The sequence below is a fragment of the Streptomyces sp. LaBMicrA B280 genome (assembly GCF_049222185.1).
Taxonomy (GTDB): domain Bacteria; phylum Actinomycetota; class Actinomycetes; order Streptomycetales; family Streptomycetaceae; genus Streptomyces; species Streptomyces murinus.
The window spans coordinates 61,244-82,500 of record NZ_JBMJCT010000016.1 but is presented as its reverse complement, the minus strand read 5'-3'; the positions used below and the strand labels follow the sequence as shown (position 1 = coordinate 82,500).

Genomic DNA, 21,257 nt, shown 5'->3' with positions numbered 1-21,257 from the left:
TGAACGTCAGCTCTTCGTACGGAACTTGTGGATCGCGACCGGCGCTATCACCGCGGTGATCGCCACCGACCAGCCCACGGTCACCCAGAGATCGTGTGTCACCGGGCCGCCGATCATCAGCCCCCGGGCCGCGTCCGCGAGCGTGGACAGCGGGTTGTAGTCGGTGAAGGCCTGGAGCCAGCCCGGCATCGACGCGGTCGGCGCGAAGATCGAGGAGCCGAACTGCAGCGGGAACAGCACCAGGAAGCCGACGCCCTGCACGGACTGCGCGCTCTTGAGGATCACGCCGAGGGTGAGGAACACCCACATGATCGAGGAGGCGAACAGCGCCGACAGGCCCACCGTGGCGAACAGACCGGGCCAGTTGGTGATGTGGAAGCCGACCAGCACGGCGACGACCATCAGGATGGCGGTCGCGAACAGCATCCGGCCCAGCTCCACCGCGATCTTCGCGAACAGCACCGAGCCGCGCCCGATCGGCAGCGACCGGAACCGGTCCATCACCCCGCTGTTGAAGTCCTGGCTGAAGCCGGTGCCGACGCCCTGGGACAGGGTCATGCTCATCATCGCGAGCATGCCCGGGATCACGTACTGGACATATCTCTCCTGGCCGCCGCCGAGCGCCTGCCCGATCGAGCCGCCGAAGACGTACACGAACAGCAGCGTGAAGACGATCGGCATCAGCAGCGCGTCGAACATGGACTCCGGGTCCTGCCGGATCCACAGCAGATTGCGCCGGATGAGCGCGCCGGTGTGCCGCAGGTGCCCGCGCAGCGGGATCCGGACGTCGTCGGCGGTGGCGGCGATGGGGGTGGTGACGGCGCTCATACGGCGACCTCCTGGCGGGCGTCGGCGGGCTTGGCGTCCTGGGTGTCACCGGCGCGGTGGCCGGTGAGGGAGAGGAACACCTCGTCCAGGCTGGGCAGTTCGGTGGTGATGGAGGAGAGGGTGATACCGCGCGCGGTGACCGCGCCGACCACGGCGGTCAGCTGCTCGTCGCTGAGGATCGGCACCAGCAGGGTGCCGGTCTCGCTGTCCACGGTGGTGGCCGCGAGGCCGGTGATGCCCAGCTCGTCCAGCATCGAGGCGAGGGGGCGCAGCTCCAGCGGGTTCACCGGGCGCACCCGCAGGGTGCGGCCGCCGACCCGGGCCTTCAGCTCCTCGATGCCACCGGTCGCGATCACCTTGCCGCGGTCCACCACGGTCAGCTCCGAGGCGAGCTGCTCGGCCTCCTCCATGTACTGGGTGGTGAGCAGCACGGTCACGCCCTCGCCGACCATCGTCTGGACCTCCTCCCACACCTCGTTGCGGGTACGGGGGTCGAGACCGGTCGTCGGCTCGTCCAGGTACAGCACGGCCGGGCGGCCGATCATCGAGGCGGCCAGGTCCAGCCGGCGGCGCATACCGCCGGAGTACGTGCTGGCGGGGCGCTTGGCGGCCTCCGTCAGGGAGAACCGCTCCAGCAGCTCGTCCGCGCGGGTGCGGGCGTCCTTGCGGGACAGGTCCAGCAGCCGCCCGATCATGTACAGGTTCTCCCAGCCCGGGAGCTTCTCGTCCACGGAGGCGTACTGGCCGGTCAGGCCTATCACCTTCCGCAGCTGCCGGGGCTGTCGTACGACGTCGTACCCGGCCACCGTCGCCGCTCCGGCGTCCGGGGTGATCAGGGTCGACAGGATCCGCACCAGGGTGGTCTTGCCCGCGCCGTTCGGCCCGAGCACGCCCATCACGGTGCCCTCGCGCACATCCAGGTCGACGCCGTCCAGCGCCTTGGTCTCGCCGTAGTGCTTGACCAGTCCCCGCACAGTCACGGCGTTGCGTCCGCCGCCGGGGTTCTCATCGATTCGCGTCATGCCCTTGACAGTGCCAGGCCCCACCGACAAACCACCGACAGCGCCCCGACAGCGCGCCGACAGCCCCTCTCCGGGCGGTGGCGGGTGGTGTTGAATCGGCCCCATGAGCGAGAACGAGCGCACGGCGAGCCGTACGGCGGTGCTGGTCTGCCAGAGGCGGGCGGCCGCGGACGGCAGGGCGGCGGTGGGCCGGTTCGCCGACCCGGTGGCGGTGCGGCTGCTGCGCGCCGAGGAGCGCATACGGGTGGACGAGGTGCGCGCGGGGACCCCGCCCAAGGGCTGGCAGGCGCGCACGGCGTACGAGAGTGTGCGGGCGTGCGCCGAGGTGGTGGTGCCCCGGACGGTCGCGATCGACGAGGCACTGCGCGCCCGCCCGACCGGCCAGCTGGTGATCCTCGGCGCCGGTCTGGACACCCGCGCCTGGCGGCTGGCGGAGCTGGCCAGAACAGATGTCTGGGAGGTCGACCACCCCGCCTCCCAGCGCGACAAGCGCGCCCGGCTCGCCGGGGCCGAGCCCGCGCCGGTGGCCATCGCCCGTTCCGTACGGTTGACCCCGGTCGACTTCGCCGTCGACGATCTCGGCGCGGCCCTGGACGCCGCGGGACACGACCCCGCGGCGCCGACGACCTGGCTGTGGGAGGGCGTCGTCCCCTATCTGACCCGCGACCAGGTCCGCGCCACCCTGACCGCCCTCGCCGCCCGCACGGCCCCCGGCAGCACCCTGGTCGTCAACTACCAGACCCCCTCCCCGAAAGCCACCGTCGGCCGGCTGCTGGCCCGCCTCCTCGGCAACTCCGCCACCACCGGCGAACCCTGGCTCTCCCTCTGGAAACCCGCTCGAATGGCCGCCCTGCTCCAGGAGTTCGGCCTCCATGTGACCTCCGACGACGACCTCCTCACCCTCGCCCGCTCGCTCGGCGCCCCGGCCCGCAACCGGACGTCCCTGGACTCGGGCCGGGTCGCGGTCGCGGAGCACCGCTGACATACGGCCGGGAACGGGGGCAGCCCCGCTGACGGGGGAAGATCAGCGGGGCTGCCGGTGGTGCCGCGGTGGTCCGGGGGTCAGTGGACGGAGTGCTCCGCCGCCGGGAACACGCTGCCGACCACGTCCTCGGCGAAGGACTTCGCCGCGGAGCCCATCACCGCACGCAGATCGGCGTACTTCTTGACGAACTTCGGGACGCGCCCGGAGGTCAGGCCCAGCATGTCCGTCCAGACCAGGACCTGCGCGTCGGTGTCGGGACCCGCGCCGATGCCGACCGTGGGGATCTGGAGCGAGCGCGTCACCTCGGCGGCGAGCTCGGCCGGGACCAGTTCGAGGACGACCGCGAAGGCGCCCGCGTCCTGGACCGCCTTGGCGTCCTGGAGCATCCGCGCGGCCGCCTCCTCGCCGCGCCCCTGCACCCGGTAGCCCATCGCGTTGACGGACTGCGGGGTCAGCCCGATGTGGGCCATGACCGGGATGCCGGCCTCGACCAGCAGCCGGATCTGTTCGTGCGAGCGCTGGCCGCCCTCCAGCTTGACCGCGCCGACCCCGGCCTCCTTGACCAGCCGGGTGGCCGAGCGCAGCGCCTGCGTCGCGCCCTCCTGGTACGTGCCGAAGGGCAGGTCGGCGACGATCAGGGAGCGGCTGGTGCCCCGTACGACCGCCGACGAGAGCATCGTCATCTCGTCGAGGGTGACGGGCACCGTGGTGTCGTAACCGAGGTGACAGTTGCCCGCCGAGTCGCCGACCAGCAGGACCGGGATGCCGGCCTCGTCGAAGACGGACGCGGTCATCGCGTCGTAGGCGGTGAGCATGGGCCACTTCTCGCCGCGTTCCTTGGCGAGAGCGATGTCGCGGACCGTGATGCGGCGAGTGCCCTTACCCCCGTACAGCGCCTTGCTGCCGTCGGAGGGCGTGTTCTGGGCAGCCGAAAGCTGCGTCATGGCAACGGCTCCTTCAAGTCATCTCGAGGCGCCCTGACGGCGTCCCCGGATCCCCTCCATGGTGGCACCTCGTGCCAACCAGGGCCAGGGGGGTCCCGGTGATCCTCCCGGGGGCCGAACCCACCGCTCCACTTCGGGCAATGCCATGCCCTCGAACACGCAAGGTCTTGGCAAATAAATTCCGATACGAGACGGTTCCGTATCGGAATGCCTCTACGCTCGAACACATGACAACTTCCGTCCCTGCCTCCCGCATACCGGAGGCGGTGCACCGCCGCCGTTGGGCGATCCTCGGCGTGTTGATGTTGAGCCTGCTCATCGTGGTGCTCGACAACTCGATCCTGAACGTCGCCATCAAGACCATCTCCACCCCGGCCCCCGTCGGCCTGGGCGCCACTCAGAGCCAGATCGAGTGGGCGATCAACGCGTACACCCTCGTCTTCGCGGGCCTGCTGTTCACCTCGGGCCTGATCGGTGACCGCCTCGGCCGCAAGAAGGTGCTGCTGGGCGGCATCGCCGTCTTCGGCATCGGCTCCGCCCTCGCCGCCGAATCCGGCTCCCCGGGCCAGCTGATCGCCTACCGCGCGCTGATGGCCCTCGGCGCCGCGTTCGTCATGCCGGCCACGCTGGCCGTCCTGATGAACGTCTTCGAGCGCGAGGAGCAGCCGAAGGCCATCGGCATCTGGGCGGGCGGCGTCGGCCTCGCCATCGCCATCGGCCCGATCACCGGCGGCGCCCTCCTCGACCACTTCTGGTGGGGCTCGGTCTTCTTCATCAACGTGCCGATCGTGATCATCGCGCTCGTGCTGATGGTCTGGCTCGTCCCCGACTCCCGCGACCCGCGCCCGGGCCGTCTGGACCCGATCGGCGTCGTGCTGTCCGTCGTCGGCCTCGTCCTGCTGGTCTACGGCATCATCAAGGGCGGCCAGGTGGCCGACTTCACCGACCCGACGGTGCTGGCCACGATCGGCGCGGGCGTCGTCGTACTCGCCGCGTTCGTGGTCTTCGAGAAGCGCAGCGACCACCCCTCGCTGGACGTGAGCTACTTCAAGAACAAGGTGTTCTCCAGCGCCATGGCCGCCATCGCGCTGGTCTTCTTCGCGCTGATGGGCGTCACCTTCTTCTCGGTCTTCTACACCCAGAGCGTGCGGGGCTACTCGCCGCTCCAGTCCGGCCTGCTGATGCTGCCGCTGGCCGCCGCGCAGATGATCTTCGCGCCGCGGGCCCGCCTGGTGGTCCAGCGGTTCGGCAACAAGGCCACGACGACCGCCGGCCTGGTGGTCATCGCCGGCACCCTGGCGGCCTTCGCCACCTTCGACGCCGACACGCCGATCTGGCTGCTGGAGGTCATCTTCTTCCTGATGGGCACCGGCATGGCGCACATCATGACGCCGACCTCCGTCGTCATCATGCAGGCGCTGCCCCGCGAGAAGGCCGGTTCCGCCTCCGCGCTGAGCAACACCTTCCGCCAGGTCGGCGGCGCCCTCGGCATCGCCGTCCTCGGCTCGGTGCTCGCCACCGCCTACCGCAACGGCATCGAGGACAAGCTCACCGTGCTGCCCGCCGGGCTGCGCGACCAGGCGGGCGACTCCATCGAGGCCACCCTCGGCATCGCCCAGAAGCTCGGCCCGCAGGGCAAGCTCCTGGTCGGCCCGGCCGACGACGCCTTCCTGCACGCCATGCACGTCACCGCCTTCTGGGGCGCGGGCGTGGCGCTGATCGGCGCCGTGATCACGGCCCTGTACCTGCCGGGCCGGACGCGGGCGGACGAGCAGGAGAACGAGGAAGAGGAACTGGTCGCCGCCCTGGACTGAGGCACGCTGGCCTGAGGGCCAGGGAGCGGGGCACCGGCCCCGCGCCCGGCCCGGTGCGCCGACCGGACGGACGGCGCGCCGGGCCCGCGGCCATGAACGGTTCGACGGCGGCTCGACGACGGTGCGACAGCGGTTCGACGGCGGCTCGACGGCGGCTCCACGGGGGGAGGAGGCGGCTGCGGGAGAATTGCCGCAGCACAGTGAGAGGACGGATCGACGTGAGCTTTGCCGACAACCGGTCCTGCCCGGCCGGACCCGCTCGGGGACGGCCCCGCAGCGAGGCCGCGGAACAGGCCATCCTGGAGGGCGTGATGCAGCTCCTGGAGGACGGCGTACCCCTCGCCGAACTCTCCATCGAGCGCATCGCCCGCACCGCCGGGGTCGGCAAGGCCACCATCTACCGCCGCTGGAGCGGCAAGGAAGAGCTGTTCGTCGACGTCCTGCGCACCGCCGAACCGCCCGACCCCGAGCTCCCCGGCACCTCCATGCGCGCCGACCTGATCGTCATCCTGGAGTCCCTGCGCCAACGCGGCCTGGTCAGCCGCTCGTCGGCGATCCTGCACAACGTGTACGCGCAGATGAAGTCCAGCCCCCGCATCTGGGCCGCCTACCACGCGGGCGTCATCGCCCCCCGGCGCCTCCTCATGCTCGACGTGCTGCGGCGCGGCCAGCGCGACGGCGAGCTGCGCTCCGACATCGACCTCGACCTGGCCAACGACATGTTCGTCGGCGCCATGCTGGTACGCACCCTCATGCGCCCCGACGGGGATCTGCCCGAGGGACTGGCGGAACACCTCGTGGACATCACCCTGGAAGGGCTACGACCCGTCAGCTCCACAGTCCTGTAGCGCTGATGTGCATGTTTTGTCACAGACCACCCGCATCGCACCGCTGACCGGAACTCCCCGCGCCACCCGTTCGTCATCGTCTTCCGTACGGCCGTCATGGGACGGCGAGAACGGAGCCGATCATCCCCTAGGGTCGGAAGCAGGGGGCGAACGGTGTGCACGGCGGGCAGTGAGGCAGACGGCATGGCGCAGCAGGCATACATGACGGAGACGGCGGACGGCGGCTCGGGGCCCGAGCGACCGGGATCCCGGGTCCGACGCCTGCTGCACCGGATGATCGCCCCCTGGCGCAACGACTCCGGCATCTGGCGCCGGGGCGCCGTCCTCGCCGCGCTCGCGCTGCTGCTGGCGCTGGTGATGCTGCTGCACGCGCACGTGCCCAACACCGTGGGCAACCTCGGCAGCCTCACCGAGACGTTCCTGCCCTGGCTGGGCGTGTTCGTGCCGGTCCTGCTGCTGCTCGGCCTGTGGCGCAAGTCGGCGATCACCCTCATCGCCGTACTGCTGCCGGCGATCGTCTGGCTCAACCTCTTCGGCGGACTGCTCACCGACAAGTCGGGCGGCGGCGGCGAGCTGATGGTGGCCACGCACAACGTCAACGCCGACAACCCCGACCCGGTCGGCACCGCCCGCGCGGTGGCCGGCTCCGGCGCCGACATCCTCGCGCTGGAGGAGATCCCCGCGTCCAAGGTGTCGGTCTACGAGCAGGCGCTCGCGCCGACGTACAAGTACCACGCGGTCGAGGGCACCGTCGGGCTGTGGAGCAAGTACCCGATGACCGGCGTGCGGGCCGTGGACATCAAGCTCGGCTGGAAGCGGGCGATGCGCGCGACCGTGACCACGCCCGAGGGACCGGTCGCGGTGTACGTCGCCCACATGCCCTCGGTACGGGTGAAGCTGAAGGCCGGCTTCACCGCCCGGCAGCGGGACACCAGCGCCGACGCGCTCGGCGAGGCCGTGGCCGACGAGACCCTGAGCCGGGTCGTCCTCCTCGGCGACCTCAACGGCACGATGAACGACCGCTCGCTCAACGGCGTCACCTCCCAGCTGCGCTCCACCCAGGGCGCGGCGGGCAGCGGCTTCGGGTTCAGCTGGCCGGCCGCGTTCCCGATGGCGCGGATCGACCAGATCATGGTCAAGGGCGTCGAGCCGGAGAGCAGCTGGACCCTGCCGCGCACGGGCAGCGACCACCTCCCGGTGGCGGCCCGTGTGAACCTGGACACGCCCTCGTAACCCGGTGGAATAGCGGGCCTGGGAGACTTTGTTCCGTACCTGAACTTTGACACGTCCCCGGTACGACTCGTACCCGGTACGACGCGCCCCTGATGCGACGCGTCCCCGGTACGACACCCTCCCTACGCTCCCGAAAGGCACAGGCTTCTCCATGCCCCTGGCCCTGCTCGCGCTGGCCGTCGGCGCCTTCGGTATCGGAACGACCGAATTCGTGATGATGGGACTGCTCCCCGACGTCGCGTCCGACCTGCACATCTCCATACCCTCGGCCGGGCACCTGGTCTCGGCCTACGCGCTGGGCGTCGTCATCGGCGCCCCGCTGCTGGCCGCCGCCACGGCCCGGATGTCCCGCCGTACGGTCCTGATCGCCCTGATGGCCCTGTTCGTCGTGGGCAACGCCCTGTCGGCGTTCGCCCCCGGCAACGGCTCCCTGCTCGCCGCGCGCTTCCTCAGCGGGCTGCCGCACGGGGCGTTCTTCGGGGTGGGCGCGGTGGTGGCGACCGGCATGGTCCCGCCGGAGCGCAAGGCACGCTCGGTGTCCCTGATGTTTCTCGGCCTGACGGTCGCCAACATCGCGGGCGTCCCGGCGGCCACGCTGATGGGCCAGCACCTGGGCTGGCGGGCCACCTTCCTCGGCGTGAGCGCGATCGGCCTCGCCGCGATCGCCTCCCTGGCCCTTCTGATCCCGCACGACCACACCCACGCCTCCGCGACCGGCCTGCGCGGCGAACTGGCCGCGCTGCGCTCCCTGCCGGTGTGGCTCGCGCTCGGTACGACCGTGGCGGGTTTCGGCGCCCTGTTCGCGGCGTACAGCTACGTGACGCCGATGCTGACGGACGCGGCGGGTTACGCGGAGACGAGCGTCACCCTCCTGCTGGCCCTGTTCGGCGTCGGCGCGACCGCCGGAAACCTCCTGGGCGGCCGCCTGGCCGACCACTCGCTCCGCGGCACCCTGTTCGGCGGCCTGACCTCCCTCGCCGTGGTCCTGGCCCTGTTCCCGCTCCTGATGCGGGCGGAATGGAGCGCGGCGCTGGCGGTCACCCTGCTGGGCATGGCCGCGTTCGTCACCGGCTCCCCGCTCCAGCTGATGGTGATGGAAAAGGCCTCGGCCGCCCCCTCCCTGGCCTCCTCCGCCAACCAGGCGGCCTTCAACCTGGCCAACGCGGGCGGCGCCTGGGTGGGCGGCATCGCCCTGGCCGCGGGCTACGGCACGACCTCCCCGGCCCTCGCGGGCGCGGCGCTCGCGGTGCTGGGGGTGGGCGTGGCGTTCGCGGCGTACACGGTGGACCGCCGCCGTACGGTCCCCTCGGCCGGCCGGGTCGTCACCTCGCACCTGTGCCTGCCGGAGGACTCGGAGGCCCTGCGCTCCTGAGCCTGGTGACCGTCGTGACCGTGGTGACCGTCGTGACCTTGTGCGACGATGCGGCTACCCCGCCGACCACGAGGTGCGCCATGACCTGGAAGCCCACGGACCGCGACCTCTCCCGCCTGGTCCGGCGGGGAGAACACGAGGCGGCCGCCGATCCGACGGCGACGGAACTCCACCGGCGCCTCCGGGACCGGGACAACCTGGAACTGGACCACGACCACCGGGCCCGCTCCGACCGCTCCGCGATCCTCGGGGCGCTGGCCGGTCTGGTCCTGCTGGCCGTCTTCGTCGTCGGCTCGCTCCTCACGCATCACGGATAGCGGCCGAGGGCGACGCTCGCCGTAGCCCCAAGGGGCGGTTCCCTTTGGGGCGTTGCCCTTAAGGACAATTCCCTGCCGTCCGGTCCTCTCCTACGCTTCATGACGGCAACACGGACAACTCGTGCGAAGAGGGGACTTCCGCGTGACCATCCGGACCGCGATACGCAGGACCACGACGCTCGCTCTGTTCAGCTCCGTCATCCTCGGCGGCCTCGCCGGAACCAGCGTCGCCGCACCGGCCTCCGCGACCGCGGCCGTCCCGGCGTGCAAGGGCGGGTTCAAGCACGCCGTCTCCGACGTCAGGTTCGCCCGCATGCCCAACGGCCGGCTCACCTGGAGCTTCAGGCTGACCGCGACGGCGAAGAAGAAACTCGGCTCGCTGGTCAACGTCTCGATGCCGCAGGCATTCGTCTCCGGCTACGAGATCAACCCGCCCTACGGCCCCCACACCAAACCGAGTTCCTACGACTTCCACTCCAGCGTCAAGGGCTACCAGCGCAAGGGCAAGAAGTGGAAGGGCCGCAACTTCACCATCAAGACCAATGACGAGATCAGCTTCTTCTGGCTGATCAAGAGCATCAGCCACCCGAAGTCCGGCGCCTACCGCACGATCACGTGCAAGGTACCCTCGGCCTGATCTCACGCACGGGGACCAAAGGGGAGATGAGCCGCGTGAAGACCGTTCCCGTTCTGGGCGGACGCCATGAGCTGATCATCGACGGCTTCGCCGCCACCACCGCACACATGGAACTTCGCTACCGTCTCAGGCCCCCTCTCCCGCAGAGCGAACCCGACGAGAACGGCGAGTACGTCTTCCTCTCCCTGGAAGCGGTCGACGATGTCGGCAACGAGTACCTCGACTCGGGAGGAGCCTTCGGTCCCTCAGCCGACGGCAGCGCCACCGAAGGCTCCCTTTCCGTGCAACCCGGACCGTACGCGGACGCGCGCTCGGCCACCCTGCGCCTCACCCTCTTCGACGGCACCCACGAGGAGACGCACTCCTTCACCTTCCCGCTCGGCCCTGCCGCCGGATGACCACGGGCGGTCCCTCAAGGGGCCGCCGCGATCGGCCTGCCGGCCGCGCCCCCGCCCTCCACCTCACCGAAGTCGGCAGCCCCCCGCCCCCGCACCACCTCACACCAGACCGTCTTACCCCCCGGCCCACGCTCCACGCCCCACCGCTCCGCCAACAACGAAGCGCACGCACAAGGGAGTTCCGTCCCCGACGTGCTCGACGACGTTCGTCAGCGGCTTCCGGTACGGCCGTCAGCTGCGGCTCGACCGCCCTCATTCCTCGCCCGCCGTCTTCTTCAGCACGGCGGCGAGCGCCCGCGCCGTGGCCATGTTGCAGTTCCCCAGCGTGACGAGCCCCTGCGTGTGCCCGTACTTCCCCGCGAAGCTCGGCAGATGGACGGTCAGGGAGGGCAACTTGATGTCGTGCAGGGCGAGGGCGGCGCGGAGTTCTTCCACGCAGAGGACGACGTCGTAGGGGGTGGTGGGGGAGTGGTCGGACATGGGGTATCCAGCCTTCTGTGCGTTGTGTGACAAACGCCTCACAGAGTGTCGTCGTGATCGCTACGGTGGAAGACGTTTCGCGTTCACAACGCGATCAGCGGAATGGGATACGGCGGTGGGCGTGTGGTTCGGCGCAAGGAAATCGACGGTTCGTCGAGCGTGCCCTGCTTCTACGGCAAGGAGCTGCGGTACAAGCGGGAGGAGGCGGGGCTGTCACTGGAGGCGTTCCTCGAAGGCAGCTACTACGGCAAGTCCTACCTCAGCGACATCGAGCGCGGTGGACGGAGGATGCCCGTCGCGCTGGCTCGGCACGCGGACCAGAAGCTGGGGACGGACGGGTTCTTCGAGCGGAACTGCAAGGACGTGCAGAGGGCCGGCAAGGACGGTCACGCCGAGTACTTCGTGGATGTGCTCGAGCTGGAGAAGCAGGCGGTGGAGATCGAGGAGTGGGAACCGCTGCTGATCCCGGGGCCGCTTCAACTGGAGCCGTACATGCGGGCCTTGATGCTCGCCGCGTATCCCAGGGAGTCCGAGGAGGTGCTGGCGGCCAGGGTGGCCGCCCGGCGGTCTCGGGCCTGGCTCTTCGAGGACAAGGACTCACCGGAGAGCTGGGTGGTGCTGCACGAGTCCGTGCTCTGGCAGCCCTTCCTGCCGCCCGACGAGATGGCCGAGCAACTGGCCCATGTGGTGGAGGTGATGCGCAAGCGCCGGGCGTTCCCGCAGCTCGTGCCCCAGAAGTCGGGCCCCCACCCCTTCATGATGGCCATGTCCAGATTCCTGGCTTTCAACGATGCCCCTCCGGTCATGTACACCGAGGGGATGTACCACGGGCAGTTGATCGACGAGCCAGGACTCGTGAGGCAATACTCAAAGGCATACGGTCGCCTGAGGGCCGCCGCACTGGACCCTGAGACGTCTCTGCGACTGATCGAGCGAGCAGCTGAGGACTACCGAAATGGCAAGCGGCCCCGACCACTTGAGTGACACCCTCTGGCGCAAGTCGAGCTACTCCGAGGCGAGCAGCGGCAACTGCGTCGAGGTCGCCGACAACGTGCCCGGCGTCATCCCGGTCCGCGACTCCAAGCTCCCCGACGGCCCCACCCTCCTCCTCACGGCCACCGCCTGGGCCCCGTTCATTGGCTCACTCAAGTAGAACCGGATCACCCCCGTCGTCAGCAACGGGCAGGCGCATTCACCCCGTTCCGGCGTAACCGTGCCCGGCCTGCGAGCCCGATCTCGCGCGGCGGCCGGTTCTGATGGGGAATCATCTAGGTATGGCTACTGACAGCTTTCTTCCCCCCTCCGGCACCCGGGATTTCCTCGCCGCTGAGTCGGACGTCCGCGAGCGGGCGTTCGCCACGGTCCGAGAGGTGTTCGGGCGGTTCGGATTCCAGCCGCTCCAGACGCCCGCCTTCGAGCGGCTGGAGGTGCTGACGGGTAAGTACGGAGACGAGGGCGACAAGCTGGTTTTCAAGATCCTCCGCCGGGGTGAGCACGAGGCCACCGGTGAGGCGGATCTGGCGCTGCGATACGACCACACCGTTCCGCTCGCCCAGTAGTGGCGGCCTACGGCAGTCAGCTGCCGACGCCGTACAAGCGGTACGCGCTGGCGCCGGTATGGCGGGCGGACCGGCCAGGGAAGGGCCGTTTCCGTGAGTTCGTCCAGTGCGACCTGGACGTCGTCGGAACGACTTCTCCGCTGGCCGACGCCGAGGTGGTCTCGGCTCTGTACGAGTCGCTCGACGCACTGGGCGTCCCGGAGTTCCGGTTCCTCGTCAACTCGCGTAAGGCTCTCGCGGGCCTGTTGGAGGTCTACGGGGTTCCGGGCGATGCCGGGGGCGGGGTGCTGATCACGCTCGACAAGCTCGACAAACTCGCCCCCACGGTGGTCGTCCGTGAGCTGGTGGACGGCCGAGGTCTGCCCCAAGCAACGGCCGAGGGCCTGGTGGACGACCTGACGGCGCCGGACGCCACGGAGCGGATCCGGAAGGAGCTGGAGGGCAGCGCGACGGGCCAGGAGGGACTGGCCGAGGTTGATCGGCTGCTTGCGCTGGTCGCGGGGATCATCCCGCCAGAGCGCATCGTGTTCGCCCCGAACCTGGTGCGCGGCCTGGATTACTACACCGGCGTGATCTACGAGGTGACCGCCCCGGGCATGCCCGGCTCGATCGCCTCGGGCGGCCGGTATGACGGGCTGATCGGACGGATGTCCGGCAGCGACGTGCCCGCCTGTGGGGGCTCCCTGGGCATTGAACGCATCCTGCCGCTGCTGCCCTCGGCCGGTGAGCAGTCTGCCCCGGTCCTGGACGTCGCCGTGACTGTACTTGGTGACGACCTGGCCGACGAGGCGTTCCGGATGGCTGCCGCGATCCGCCGCGCGGGACTTCGTACGGGGGTCTACATGGGGGACCAGCGGCAAACTGGCCCGTCAGCTGAAGTGGGCTGCCGACCAGGGCGCCCGGTTCTGTCTGATCTACGGCGAGCGGGAGTGGGAAGCCGGAGAGGTCATCGTCCGGAACATGGCTTCGGGCGAGCAGACGACGCACCCTGTCGATCGGGTGGCGGAGCACTTCGCCTGATGGCAGACGAGGCGGTGCCTATTCGTCCAGGTACAAGATGGCCGTGATCGTCTTCTTGCAGACGTCACAGTGCATCGGTGCCTCGATCGACGCCAGGTCGCACTCGATGGTGGTCAGACGGTCGATGACACCCGTCTTCCGCTCCTTGGCCCAAGCGGCTTCCCACCGCTCGGTGTTGGCGATCAGAGCGGCGACGTAGCCCGTCGTCATCTGGTAGAAACCGCGAACGCCGTGCGTCTTCATGTATCGCCAGTTGAACCTCAGCGACTCGACCACGACCGGATACGGATGGAGCCCGACGACGCGTCCCCAGTTCTCGGCGACATCCTCGATGTCCAGCCGGCCGGCCTTCTCGTCCAGGTGCTCCCACTCGCCCGATACGTCGTAGTCGGACAGCACCTGCGACAGCAGCCGCTCCGAGTGCCGCAGGTTGTCCTTCTTCGCGGTGAACGCCGCCTCCACGGCGAACAGGTTGCCCGCCGTGTCCTCCTTACGTGCGGTCCCGATGGCGTGCTTGAGTTCGGTGGACAACGACGACTCGCTGCACAGGCTGTCCCCGAAGCTCAGCCACGGGTCCGGAAACCCGCGCTCCGCCGTCACGGCGAAGATCCGATCGCCTTGCTGACCCATGAAAGGTGCCTCCAGCTTTCGTTCACGCCCCGGTCGCGCGGTCGCAACCGTCGGCGTTGTTCCTGGTGAGTCACCACGTCCTGCTTCAGTGCGATGTGTGGTGGACCAATCGCAGAGTGTCGTTCGGGTCTCCGTCGAGGAAGAGGCTTCATGTCCACGGCGCCAACAGCGGAATCGGTGGCGAGTTACGGCGGTGGACGCGTGAGGCGGCGATCTTGAGCCGTGCCGGAGTGGAGCTTCACCCTCCTCGTCAACCAGCCTCTCACCGCCGAGCAGGCCGATGCCTTCGATCACTGCGATGCGTTCGCGGACGGGGCCGTCTCCTACACGCTGGGTCCCGAGAACCCCGGAGACCACGCGCGCGTCCCGGACTCCAGCGCGCTCGAAGAACTGTCCTGCGACATCGACGCCCCGACCCTCCTGGACGCCGTCGCCCAGGTGGCCCGCGCCGTCCGTCTCGTTCCTGGGCTGCGGGCGGTCGGTGTCCGGTACGACGACATCGTGACCCTGGAGGAGGCCGCCCAGCGCTGCGGACGGGAACTGTCCCGGCGGCGCGAGGAGTTCACCGGCTTCCCGGACCCGGAACCCGGTACCGGCGGCACGGAGTTCTACTCCTGGCGCAAGATCGCCGAATGGCTGGCCCGCGTCGGCGACGACGTACCCGAGACGCCCCCCGACCTCATCGTCGCCGACCGCGCCCTGCGCCTGGCCGACGCCCTCGAAGACGCCGACGTACCTCCGGGCACACTCCGCGCCCTGGGTCTCCCCGCCACCCGAGTCTCACCCTCCCCGCCTCGGGGGGTTTGACAGGATTTCGTAAAGCCGTCGTACGGGACCCAACCCGACCCCCCACCCCGCCCATCTGAAGAACCAGCGAGGCGCAATCCGGCGCTTTCGGAAGGAAACGGGTCTCTCCAGACCAGGGAGGCCCGGGGGAGGGAAGCATATGAACGGGACGAAGAAGGCGCGGGGTGTTCGCGCGGTCGTGATCGGCGCACTGGGGCTCGCCTCGGTGACGCTGGCCGCCGTACCGGCGTTCGCCAAGGGGGACGTGGCGGTCACCGTGCCGCGCACGGCGCACGTCGGCAAGACGTTCACCATCAAGGCGGACGGCGACGACGACATCGCCGGCTATCTGCACCAGCTGTGCCTGGAGGAGCGCACCGGCAAGCAGACCTGGCACCAGGAGAACTGCACCACCCCGGCCAAGGGCGACGCCCGCCTCACCACCCACGGCTCGGCCGCCCACCGCGGCGACCTGCAACTCCGCGCCGTCCTCTACGGCCTGAAGAACAAGCACGACCACCACCCCGTGCACCTGCACACCTCCAGCGTGGCCACGGTCCACATCCGCTGAGCCCCACCGGACCGGCGCCCGCCTCCCTCCGAGGCGGGCACCGGCACCGGGCCGAGGTCAAGGCGATCGGTCAGACCCCGGTCGGCGTCACCGCCGGGCGCGCCTCACGGGCTCCCGTCGCGCTCGCCCCGCGATGCCGTCGCTCGATGCCCTGCGCCCAATACGTCCCCCCGACCATGAGCACCGCGCCCGACGCGGCCCACAGGGTGAACCGTTCGCCGCCGAGAGCGATCCCGATGGCGACGGCCCAGATCGGCTCCGTGCCCAGGAGCAGGCTGGCCCGGGTCGCGGAGGTGCCCTGGACCGCCCAGGTCTGGGCGAGGAAGGCGAACACGCTGCAGAACAGGGCGAGATAGCCGAGCTGAGCCCAGGTGGCGGCGCCGCTGTGGGCCAGGGCGGGCAGGGAGGGGACGGCGGCCGGGAGGAGGACGGCGGAGCCGAGCGCGGTCTGTACGGTCGTCAGGTGCAGGGGGTCGATACGGCGGCCCGTCGTGAGGCGTCCGACGAGCGTGACGTGAGCCGCCCGGACCACGGCGGCGGCCAGTATCAGCGCGTCGCCGAGCCGCGGGGCGTGCAGCCCGTTGCCCGCGGTGAGGAGCCCGACGGCCAGCACGCAGAGGCCGGCGGCGAGGAAGAAGGTCCGGGGGAGCCGACGGCCGCCGCCCCGGTCCAGCAGCGGTGTCAGCACGATCGTCAGGCTGATGATCAGCCCGGCGTTCGCGGCGCTGGTGTGCGCCACCCCGTACGTCTCCAGCACGAGCACCGCCGCCTGGGTGACCCCCAGCAGCGACCCGACGCGGAACTCCGCCCGGGTCCAGGAGCGGCGGGACCGGAGGGTGACCAGCGCCAGGCAGGCCGGCGCGGAGATCGCGTACCGGGCGAACAGGACCGCCAGGACCGGCAGCGCGGCGGTGGCCGTCTTGGCCGCGAGGTAGCTGGAGCCCCAGACCAGCGCGACCAGCAGAAGTACCGCATCGGTACGGCGGGTGGCGTTCATGCCCCCACGCTGCCCCAGCAGGACGTTGAAGGCCATGACCAACTTCTACAACGAAGGTGTAGCGCACCTACACTGTGTACCTACACTGTCACCGTGGACGAACGGCAGCTGCGGATCCTGCGCGAACTCGGCGACCTGGGCAGCGTCACCGCCGTCGCCGAGGCGCTGCATGTGACGCCCTCCGCGATCTCGCAGCAGCTGCGGCTGCTCCAGCGCTCGATCCCGGTCCCGCTCACCGAACGCGCGGGCCGTCGTGTCGTACTGACCGACGCCGGACATGCCCTGGCCGCGGCCGCCATCGAGGTCGAGTCCGCCCTGGCCAGGGCCCGGCACGCCGTCATCGACTTCGCCGAGCACCCCGCCGGTGTCGTGTCGGTGGCCGCGTTCCACAGCGCCGCCTCCGCGTTCTTCCCGCTCCTGCTGCGCGGCCTCACCGGACCGGAACACCCCCGCCTCGCGCTCGCCGACGAGGACGTCGCCCAGGACCGCTTCCCCGCACTCACCCGCGACCACGACCTGGTGCTCGCCCACCGCCTCGACCACGCCCCGCCCTGGCCGCGCACCGTCACCTCGGCCACGCTGCTGCGCGAGCCCCTCGACGTGGCCCTGCCGGTGGGCCACCCGCTGGCCGACAGGCCGCGGCTCTCGCCCCGTGATGTGGCGGACGAGCCGTGGATCACGGTCCACGACGGCTTCCCGCTGATGGCCACCATCGAGGCCATCGCCGCCTTCGCCGATCGCGCGCTCGACATCGTCCACCGGATCAATGAGTTCACCGTGGTCGCCGAGGTGGTGGCCGCGGGCGGCGGAGTCGCGCTGATGCCCCGCTGGACCGCCCGCCCGCACCCCGGCATCGTCCTCAGACCGCTGAGCGGAGTGCACGCCCGGCGCCGTATCGACGTACTCCACCGGCCCGAGCGCACCGCCCGCAAGGCCGTACGGACCGTCCTCGCCGAACTGCGCACCACCGCCGCACGGATCCAGGGCCGGGACACCGCCGAGACCTGAGACGCGTCACCCGGCCGCGTGCGGTGCGCTCTCCTCGGCCACCCACCTCAGATACGCCTCGGAACCCCCGGTCACCGGCAGCGTGATCCACTCGGGGACCTCGTAGCCGTGGTGCTCGGCGACCCAGGCCGCCAGCTCCGGCAGCCGGTCCGCGGTCGTCTTGTACGAGATCCGCCACTCCCGAGCGGTCTCAACGGCCCCTTGCCACCGGTACACCGCGGTGAACGGCGGATCGATGTGGGCGCAGGCCGCCAGCCGGTGCTCCACCGCGCCCCGGGCGAGCGCCCCCGCGCGTTCCTCGTCGTCGATGGTCGTCTGCGCGATCACGATCTCGGTCATACGACTGCCTTTCCGGGTCGGGGAATTGGACCCTATCCGCCCTCACGACGGGGCCGCTCCGTCCCCGTCCCCGTCGCCCGCGTCGCGCAGATCCCGGAAGAACGCCCGGATGTCGCCCACGAGCAGCTCCGGCTGCTCCATCGCCGCGAAGTGGCCGCCCCGGTCGAACTCCGTCCAGCGGACGATGCGGTCGGTGCGCTCGGCGACATGGCGCAGCGCGATGAAGTTCTCCCGGGGGAAGGAGGCGAACGCGGTGGGTCCAGGACGGCTCCGGCGGGCGGCCCCGGTAGTCGGCGTGGGCGCGCTCGTAGTAGATGCGGGCGGCGGAGGTGGCGGTGTTGGTCAGCCAGTACAGCATCACGTTCGTCAGCAGATGATCGCGGCCGACGGCGTCCTCCGGGCGGTCGGCGGAGTCCGTCCACTCCTTGAACTTCTCGACGATCCATGCGAGTTGGCCGACGGGCGAGTCGGAGAGCCCGTAGCCGAGGGTGCCCGGGCGGGTCGACTGGATGTCCGCGTAGCCCTGCTGCTCACGGCTCCAGGCCCGCATCCGCTCCCAGGACGCCCGGGTGCGCTCCCGCTCCGCCGGGGAGAGCGCGGCGAGTTCCTCCGGCGTCGGCTCGGCCGTGGCGCCGGCGCCGGGCAGCAGGTTCAGATGGACGCCGATGACCTGGTCCGGGCGGACCCGGCCCAGCTCCCGGGAGACGGCCGCGCCCCAGTCACCGCCCTGAGCGCCGTAACGGCCGTACCCCAGACGGGACATCAGCTCGGCGAACGCGGCAGCGACCCTGCGGTACTCCCAGCCCTTCTCGCGGGTGGGTCCCGAGAAGCCGAAGCCGGGGATGCTCGGCAGGACCAGATGAAAGGCGTCCGCGGGGTCGGCGCCGTGCGCCCGGGGGTCGGTGAGCGGGCCTGCGATCCGCTCGAACTCGACGATGGAGCCGGGCCAGCCGTGCGTGATGATCAGCGGGGTGGCGTCCGGTTCCGGGGAGCGGATGTGCGCGAAGTGGAGGTGGGCGCCGTCGACGGTGGTCGTGAACTGCGGCCACCGGTTCAGCCGGGCCTCCGCCGCCCGCCAGTCGTAGGCGTGCCGCCAGTAGTGCGCGAGTTCGCGCAGATAGTCACCCGGGACGCCGTACTCCCAGCCCGCGCCCGGCAGTTCGTCCGGCCAGCGGGTACGGTCCAGGCGGCGCCTCAGGTCCTCCAGCTCGTCGTCCGGGACCGCGATGCGGAACGGTCGGATGCTGTCCTGCGGGGGAGTCGTCATGGTGGTGCAGCCTAGGTGTCCGGCCCCGTCCGCACCGGGAGGCACCGCCCGCACCGGGAGGCACCGCCCGCACCGGGAGGCCCCGTGCGCGAGGGCGACGCGGGAACTGAACCCCGGGCCCCCGGCCTATCCCGGAGCGTTTTCCGGAACGTTCCGGAACGCGAAAGGGACGCGAGGCCGGTGATGGCCCCACGTCCCCTTCTTCAGAAGCTCAGTTCAGCTCGGTGGAGCCGTTCAGTGCTTCTTGCTGCTCTTCTTGGCGTACGACGCGACATAGCCGTTCGCCGGGGAGCCCACGCCCGTCACGTCGTCGTAGCCCTTGGTCGCGGACAGGGAGCTGTCCTTGCCCAGGGTGCGGACGGAGTAGAGCAGGCCGCCGGTGGCGTCGATGCTGTTGGCGTAGTCCACGCGGACGACACCCAGGCCGTGGCCCGTGGGGTTGTCCGTGACGTCGTGGTAGACGCCCTTCTTGCCGAACTTCGCGTAGATCGACGGGTTGGCGAAACCGATCGCCTTGCCGCCGCGCGCCTGCTCGGCGAGTGCCTGGACCGCCGCGATGGTCGGCGCGGCCAGCGAGGTGCCGCCGATGCGGTACTCGCTGTACTGCTGCGACCCGTCGGGGAAGGTCTGCGTCTGGCCCACCAGGAACCCGGTGTTCGGGTCGGCGATGGCCGCGATGTCCGGGACGACGCGGTTGCCGGAGGCGTTGTTCGCCTTGGCGAGCGAGTCCGGGACGACGCCCTTCTGGTAGTACGGCTCGGCGACCGTGCTGCTGGTGCCGCCGCCCGCGCCCGAGGTGAAGGCGCCGGGGAAGTTGGTCCAGCTCTTGCCGTCGGCCGACAGGCTCGACTTCGTGGTGCCCCAGCCGGTCTCCCACAGGTACTTGTCGCCCTTGCCGACCGCGAGGGAGGTGCCGCCGACGGCGGTCACCCAGGCGGAGTTGGCCGGGGTGTCGACCTGCTTGGTGCCGGTGTTGGCGACCTGGTCGCCGTCGTCACCGGAGGAGAAGTAGAAGCCGATGCCCTGCACCGCGCCCAGCTGGAAGACCTGGTCGTAGGCGGCCGCGAGGTCCGGCGTCTGGTTGGCCTCGACGTCGCCCCACGAGTTGGAGACGATGTCGGCCAGGTGGTTGTCGACCACCTTGCTCAGCGAGTCGAGCAGGTCGTCGTCGTAGCAGGACGCCGCACCGACGTAGGTGACATCGGCGTCCGGCGCGACCGCGTGCACGGCCTCGACGTCGAGGGTCTCCTCGCCGTACCAGCCCGACGCCTTGCACTCGTCGGTCCGGGTGAAGTTGGCCGGCAGCGACTGGTGCAGCTGACCGGTCTTCCAGGCCTTGTCGCCGTTCTTCTGCGCGTACTTGCCGGCGTCGTAGGCGATGGTCGGCGAGGCGTAGGCGTCGGTGATGGCGACGCGGACACCCTTGCCGGTGTACTTGCCGGCGCCGTAGACCGAGCGCAGCTGCTTGCCGGTGTAACCCTTGACGGCGTAGGGCAGCTTGGTGCCGTACGCGTCCGGCAGCGTGCTCGCGGTCTTCGAGCCGTAGTACGACGAGAACGGACCGGCGTTCTTGAACACCGCGTCCGGGGGCGGCAGCGTGTCGTCGTGGTCGGCCTTGTGCGGGGCGCTGTCCAGACCGGTGACGGTCAGGACGGTGCCCTTGAGGCCGGCCGGGACGGAGGCCGCCTGCGCCGGGGCGCGGTAGGTCTTCGAGCCCTTGGCGTAGTTGTGCAGCTGGGTGCCGAACGCCTTCTCGGCGGAGGCGACGTCACCGGAGACGGCGACGTAGTGCTGCGTGACCTCGGTGACCTTCAGACCGGCCGACGTCAGCCAGGACTTGACGGCGGCGACCTGGGCCTTGGTGGCGCCGAAGCGGGCCTGGGCCTGCTTGGGCGACAGGTACTTGCCGTAGTACGGCGAGCTGGGGTCGGACACGGCCTTGGCGTAGGCCGCGAGGCCCGCCGAGTCCTGGCCGGCCAGGTACACCCGGGCCTTGACCTGGGAGCCGTTGTCGGTCGAGCCCTTGTCCGCCTTGGCCGTGGCCCACAGCGGCTTGGTGCCCTTCAGAGCGTTGCGGGCGGGGCTGTCCGCGGCGTGGGCCGCGGGTATGCCCAGCGCCAGCGCGCCGGCGATCATGGGCAGCGCGGCTGCCATGCTCACGGCGCGCGTGCGGTTGGATCTCATAGAACCCCCTGCGATGCG

General features: G+C 70.4%; 23 protein-coding genes and 1 pseudogene. 15 read left to right on the top strand and 9 right to left on the bottom strand.

The annotated features are described in order from the left end of the window. Positions 1–6: 6 nt before the first annotated feature. Positions 7–828 (bottom strand): ABC transporter permease, encoded by an 822-nt coding sequence (locus ACLF5H_RS16470; RefSeq protein ID WP_421676819.1) that lies wholly within the window; start codon positions 826–828, stop codon positions 7–9. Beyond that, on the bottom strand, positions 825–1,850 hold the full coding sequence (locus tag ACLF5H_RS16465) for an ATP-binding cassette domain-containing protein (RefSeq protein ID WP_421676818.1): 1,026 nt from the start codon (positions 1,848–1,850) through the stop codon (positions 825–827). Before ACLF5H_RS16465 ends, ACLF5H_RS16470 begins: the two co-directional genes overlap by 4 nt. Positions 1,851–1,953: 103 nt before the next feature. On the opposite strand from ACLF5H_RS16465, the gene ACLF5H_RS16460 reads away from it, so the two are divergent. Then, entirely contained in the window at positions 1,954–2,832 is an 879-nt protein-coding gene (locus tag ACLF5H_RS16460) for a class I SAM-dependent methyltransferase (protein ID WP_421676817.1), read from the top strand. An 80-nt stretch (positions 2,833–2,912) separates the two neighbouring features. On the opposite strand, the gene panB is transcribed toward ACLF5H_RS16460, so the two are convergent. Continuing rightward, positions 2,913–3,779, bottom strand: coding sequence for a 3-methyl-2-oxobutanoate hydroxymethyltransferase (panB, locus tag ACLF5H_RS16455; RefSeq protein WP_421676816.1), 867 nt, complete (start codon positions 3,777–3,779; stop codon positions 2,913–2,915). Between the two features lie 227 nt (positions 3,780–4,006). Between panB and ACLF5H_RS16450 the strand changes: the two genes are divergently transcribed. From ACLF5H_RS16450 to ACLF5H_RS16420, 7 genes are all read left to right on the top strand, one after another. Beyond that, positions 4,007–5,593, top strand: a complete 1,587-nt coding sequence (locus ACLF5H_RS16450) for an MFS transporter (protein WP_421676815.1) — start codon at positions 4,007–4,009, stop codon at positions 5,591–5,593. A gap of 218 nt (positions 5,594–5,811) precedes the next feature. Continuing rightward, positions 5,812–6,441: a TetR/AcrR family transcriptional regulator gene (locus tag ACLF5H_RS16445; RefSeq protein WP_421676814.1), complete on the top strand. Its 630-nt coding sequence runs from the start codon at positions 5,812–5,814 to the stop codon at positions 6,439–6,441. A 273-nt stretch (positions 6,442–6,714) separates the two neighbouring features. Further along, on the top strand, positions 6,715–7,674 hold the full coding sequence (locus ACLF5H_RS16440) for an endonuclease/exonuclease/phosphatase family protein (protein WP_421676864.1): 960 nt from the start codon (positions 6,715–6,717) through the stop codon (positions 7,672–7,674). A gap of 151 nt (positions 7,675–7,825) precedes the next feature. Beyond that, on the top strand, positions 7,826–9,046 hold the full coding sequence (locus tag ACLF5H_RS16435) for an MFS transporter (protein WP_421676813.1): 1,221 nt from the start codon (positions 7,826–7,828) through the stop codon (positions 9,044–9,046). 80 nt (positions 9,047–9,126) lie between these two features. Further along, positions 9,127–9,363, top strand: a complete 237-nt coding sequence (locus tag ACLF5H_RS16430; RefSeq protein ID WP_421676812.1) for a hypothetical protein — start codon at positions 9,127–9,129, stop codon at positions 9,361–9,363. 142 nt (positions 9,364–9,505) lie between these two features. Beyond that, positions 9,506–10,000: a hypothetical protein gene (locus tag ACLF5H_RS16425; protein ID WP_232987594.1), complete on the top strand. Its 495-nt coding sequence runs from the start codon at positions 9,506–9,508 to the stop codon at positions 9,998–10,000. A gap of 35 nt (positions 10,001–10,035) precedes the next feature. Further along, positions 10,036–10,398, top strand: coding sequence for a hypothetical protein (locus tag ACLF5H_RS16420; RefSeq protein WP_232987593.1), 363 nt, complete (start codon positions 10,036–10,038; stop codon positions 10,396–10,398). Between the two features lie 252 nt (positions 10,399–10,650). On the opposite strand, the gene ACLF5H_RS16415 is transcribed toward ACLF5H_RS16420, so the two are convergent. Then, positions 10,651–10,878, bottom strand: a complete 228-nt coding sequence (locus ACLF5H_RS16415; protein ID WP_086811133.1) for a hypothetical protein — start codon at positions 10,876–10,878, stop codon at positions 10,651–10,653. 123 nt (positions 10,879–11,001) lie between these two features. On the opposite strand from ACLF5H_RS16415, the gene ACLF5H_RS16410 reads away from it, so the two are divergent. From ACLF5H_RS16410 to ACLF5H_RS16395, 4 genes are all read left to right on the top strand, one after another. Next, positions 11,002–11,862 carry a helix-turn-helix domain-containing protein gene (locus ACLF5H_RS16410; RefSeq protein ID WP_421676811.1) on the top strand — a complete coding sequence of 287 codons (861 nt, stop codon included), beginning with the start codon at positions 11,002–11,004 and terminating at the stop codon, positions 11,860–11,862. Continuing rightward, complete coding sequence (locus ACLF5H_RS16405) at positions 11,834–12,031, top strand: DUF397 domain-containing protein (RefSeq protein WP_421676810.1); 198 nt, start codon at positions 11,834–11,836, stop codon at positions 12,029–12,031. Before ACLF5H_RS16410 ends, ACLF5H_RS16405 begins: the two co-directional genes overlap by 29 nt. A gap of 121 nt (positions 12,032–12,152) precedes the next feature. After that, positions 12,153–12,437 (top strand): ATP phosphoribosyltransferase regulatory subunit, encoded by a 285-nt coding sequence (locus ACLF5H_RS16400; RefSeq protein WP_421676809.1) that lies wholly within the window; start codon positions 12,153–12,155, stop codon positions 12,435–12,437. Continuing rightward, a complete protein-coding gene (locus ACLF5H_RS16395; RefSeq protein ID WP_421676808.1) occupies positions 12,437–13,504 on the top strand; it encodes an ATP phosphoribosyltransferase regulatory subunit in 1,068 nt (355 codons plus the stop codon). Before ACLF5H_RS16400 ends, ACLF5H_RS16395 begins: the two co-directional genes overlap by 1 nt. On the opposite strand, the gene ACLF5H_RS16390 is transcribed toward ACLF5H_RS16395, so the two are convergent. After that, positions 13,476–14,087: a hypothetical protein gene (locus tag ACLF5H_RS16390; RefSeq protein WP_421676807.1), complete on the bottom strand. Its 612-nt coding sequence runs from the start codon at positions 14,085–14,087 to the stop codon at positions 13,476–13,478. The genes ACLF5H_RS16395 and ACLF5H_RS16390 overlap by 29 nt on opposite strands. A gap of 222 nt (positions 14,088–14,309) precedes the next feature. Between ACLF5H_RS16390 and ACLF5H_RS16385 the strand changes: the two genes are divergently transcribed. Together ACLF5H_RS16385 and ACLF5H_RS16380 are read left to right on the top strand one after the other, a co-directional pair. Continuing rightward, positions 14,310–14,894 (top strand): hypothetical protein, encoded by a 585-nt coding sequence (locus ACLF5H_RS16385; RefSeq protein WP_421676806.1) that lies wholly within the window; start codon positions 14,310–14,312, stop codon positions 14,892–14,894. A 139-nt stretch (positions 14,895–15,033) separates the two neighbouring features. Beyond that, on the top strand, positions 15,034–15,444 hold the full coding sequence (locus ACLF5H_RS16380; RefSeq protein ID WP_421676805.1) for a hypothetical protein: 411 nt from the start codon (positions 15,034–15,036) through the stop codon (positions 15,442–15,444). A 70-nt stretch (positions 15,445–15,514) separates the two neighbouring features. Here the strand turns inward: ACLF5H_RS16380 and ACLF5H_RS16375 are convergent, their stop codons facing one another. Next, entirely contained in the window at positions 15,515–16,441 is a 927-nt protein-coding gene (locus ACLF5H_RS16375) for a DMT family transporter (RefSeq protein ID WP_421676863.1), read from the bottom strand. A 93-nt stretch (positions 16,442–16,534) separates the two neighbouring features. Between ACLF5H_RS16375 and ACLF5H_RS16370 the strand changes: the two genes are divergently transcribed. Next, positions 16,535–17,449, top strand: a complete 915-nt coding sequence (locus ACLF5H_RS16370; protein WP_421676804.1) for a LysR family transcriptional regulator — start codon at positions 16,535–16,537, stop codon at positions 17,447–17,449. Between the two features lie 6 nt (positions 17,450–17,455). Here ACLF5H_RS16370 and cutA read toward each other — a convergent pair whose 3' ends face one another. The 3 genes and pseudogenes from cutA to ACLF5H_RS16355 all read right to left on the bottom strand — a co-directional run bounded on the left by cutA (position 17,456) and on the right by ACLF5H_RS16355 (position 21,239). Further along, complete coding sequence (cutA, locus tag ACLF5H_RS16365; protein WP_421676803.1) at positions 17,456–17,788, bottom strand: divalent-cation tolerance protein CutA; 333 nt, start codon at positions 17,786–17,788, stop codon at positions 17,456–17,458. Between the two features lie 42 nt (positions 17,789–17,830). Further along, positions 17,831–19,055, bottom strand: a pseudogene (locus ACLF5H_RS16360) (epoxide hydrolase family protein). A gap of 234 nt (positions 19,056–19,289) precedes the next feature. Then, complete coding sequence (locus ACLF5H_RS16355; RefSeq protein WP_421676802.1) at positions 19,290–21,239, bottom strand: S53 family peptidase; 1,950 nt, start codon at positions 21,237–21,239, stop codon at positions 19,290–19,292. Positions 21,240–21,257 lie beyond the last annotated feature (18 nt).

Bases quoted from the DNA above. Each gene is read 5' to 3' on its own strand.
- ACLF5H_RS16470 (WP_421676819.1), bottom strand. From the start codon at position 828: ATGAGCGCCGTCACCACCCCCATCGCCGCCACCGCCGACGACGTCCGG.
- ACLF5H_RS16465 (WP_421676818.1), bottom strand. From the start codon at position 1,850: ATGACGCGAATCGATGAGAACCCCGGCGGCGGACGCAACGCCGTGACT.
- ACLF5H_RS16460 (WP_421676817.1), top strand. From the start codon at position 1,954: ATGAGCGAGAACGAGCGCACGGCGAGCCGTACGGCGGTGCTGGTCTGC.
- panB (WP_421676816.1), bottom strand. From the start codon at position 3,779: ATGACGCAGCTTTCGGCTGCCCAGAACACGCCCTCCGACGGCAGCAAG.
- ACLF5H_RS16450 (WP_421676815.1), top strand. From the start codon at position 4,007: ATGACAACTTCCGTCCCTGCCTCCCGCATACCGGAGGCGGTGCACCGC.
- ACLF5H_RS16440 (WP_421676864.1), top strand. From the start codon at position 6,715: ATGATCGCCCCCTGGCGCAACGACTCCGGCATCTGGCGCCGGGGCGCC.
- ACLF5H_RS16435 (WP_421676813.1), top strand. From the start codon at position 7,826: ATGCCCCTGGCCCTGCTCGCGCTGGCCGTCGGCGCCTTCGGTATCGGA.
- ACLF5H_RS16430 (WP_421676812.1), top strand. From the start codon at position 9,127: ATGACCTGGAAGCCCACGGACCGCGACCTCTCCCGCCTGGTCCGGCGG.
- ACLF5H_RS16415 (WP_086811133.1), bottom strand. From the start codon at position 10,878: ATGTCCGACCACTCCCCCACCACCCCCTACGACGTCGTCCTCTGCGTG.
- ACLF5H_RS16405 (WP_421676810.1), top strand. From the start codon at position 11,834: ATGGCAAGCGGCCCCGACCACTTGAGTGACACCCTCTGGCGCAAGTCG.
- ACLF5H_RS16400 (WP_421676809.1), top strand. From the start codon at position 12,153: ATGGCTACTGACAGCTTTCTTCCCCCCTCCGGCACCCGGGATTTCCTC.
- ACLF5H_RS16390 (WP_421676807.1), bottom strand. From the start codon at position 14,087: ATGGGTCAGCAAGGCGATCGGATCTTCGCCGTGACGGCGGAGCGCGGG.
- ACLF5H_RS16380 (WP_421676805.1), top strand. From the start codon at position 15,034: ATGAACGGGACGAAGAAGGCGCGGGGTGTTCGCGCGGTCGTGATCGGC.
- ACLF5H_RS16375 (WP_421676863.1), bottom strand. From the start codon at position 16,441: ATGAACGCCACCCGCCGTACCGATGCGGTACTTCTGCTGGTCGCGCTG.
- cutA (WP_421676803.1), bottom strand. From the start codon at position 17,788: ATGACCGAGATCGTGATCGCGCAGACGACCATCGACGACGAGGAACGC.
- ACLF5H_RS16355 (WP_421676802.1), bottom strand. From the start codon at position 21,239: ATGAGATCCAACCGCACGCGCGCCGTGAGCATGGCAGCCGCGCTGCCC.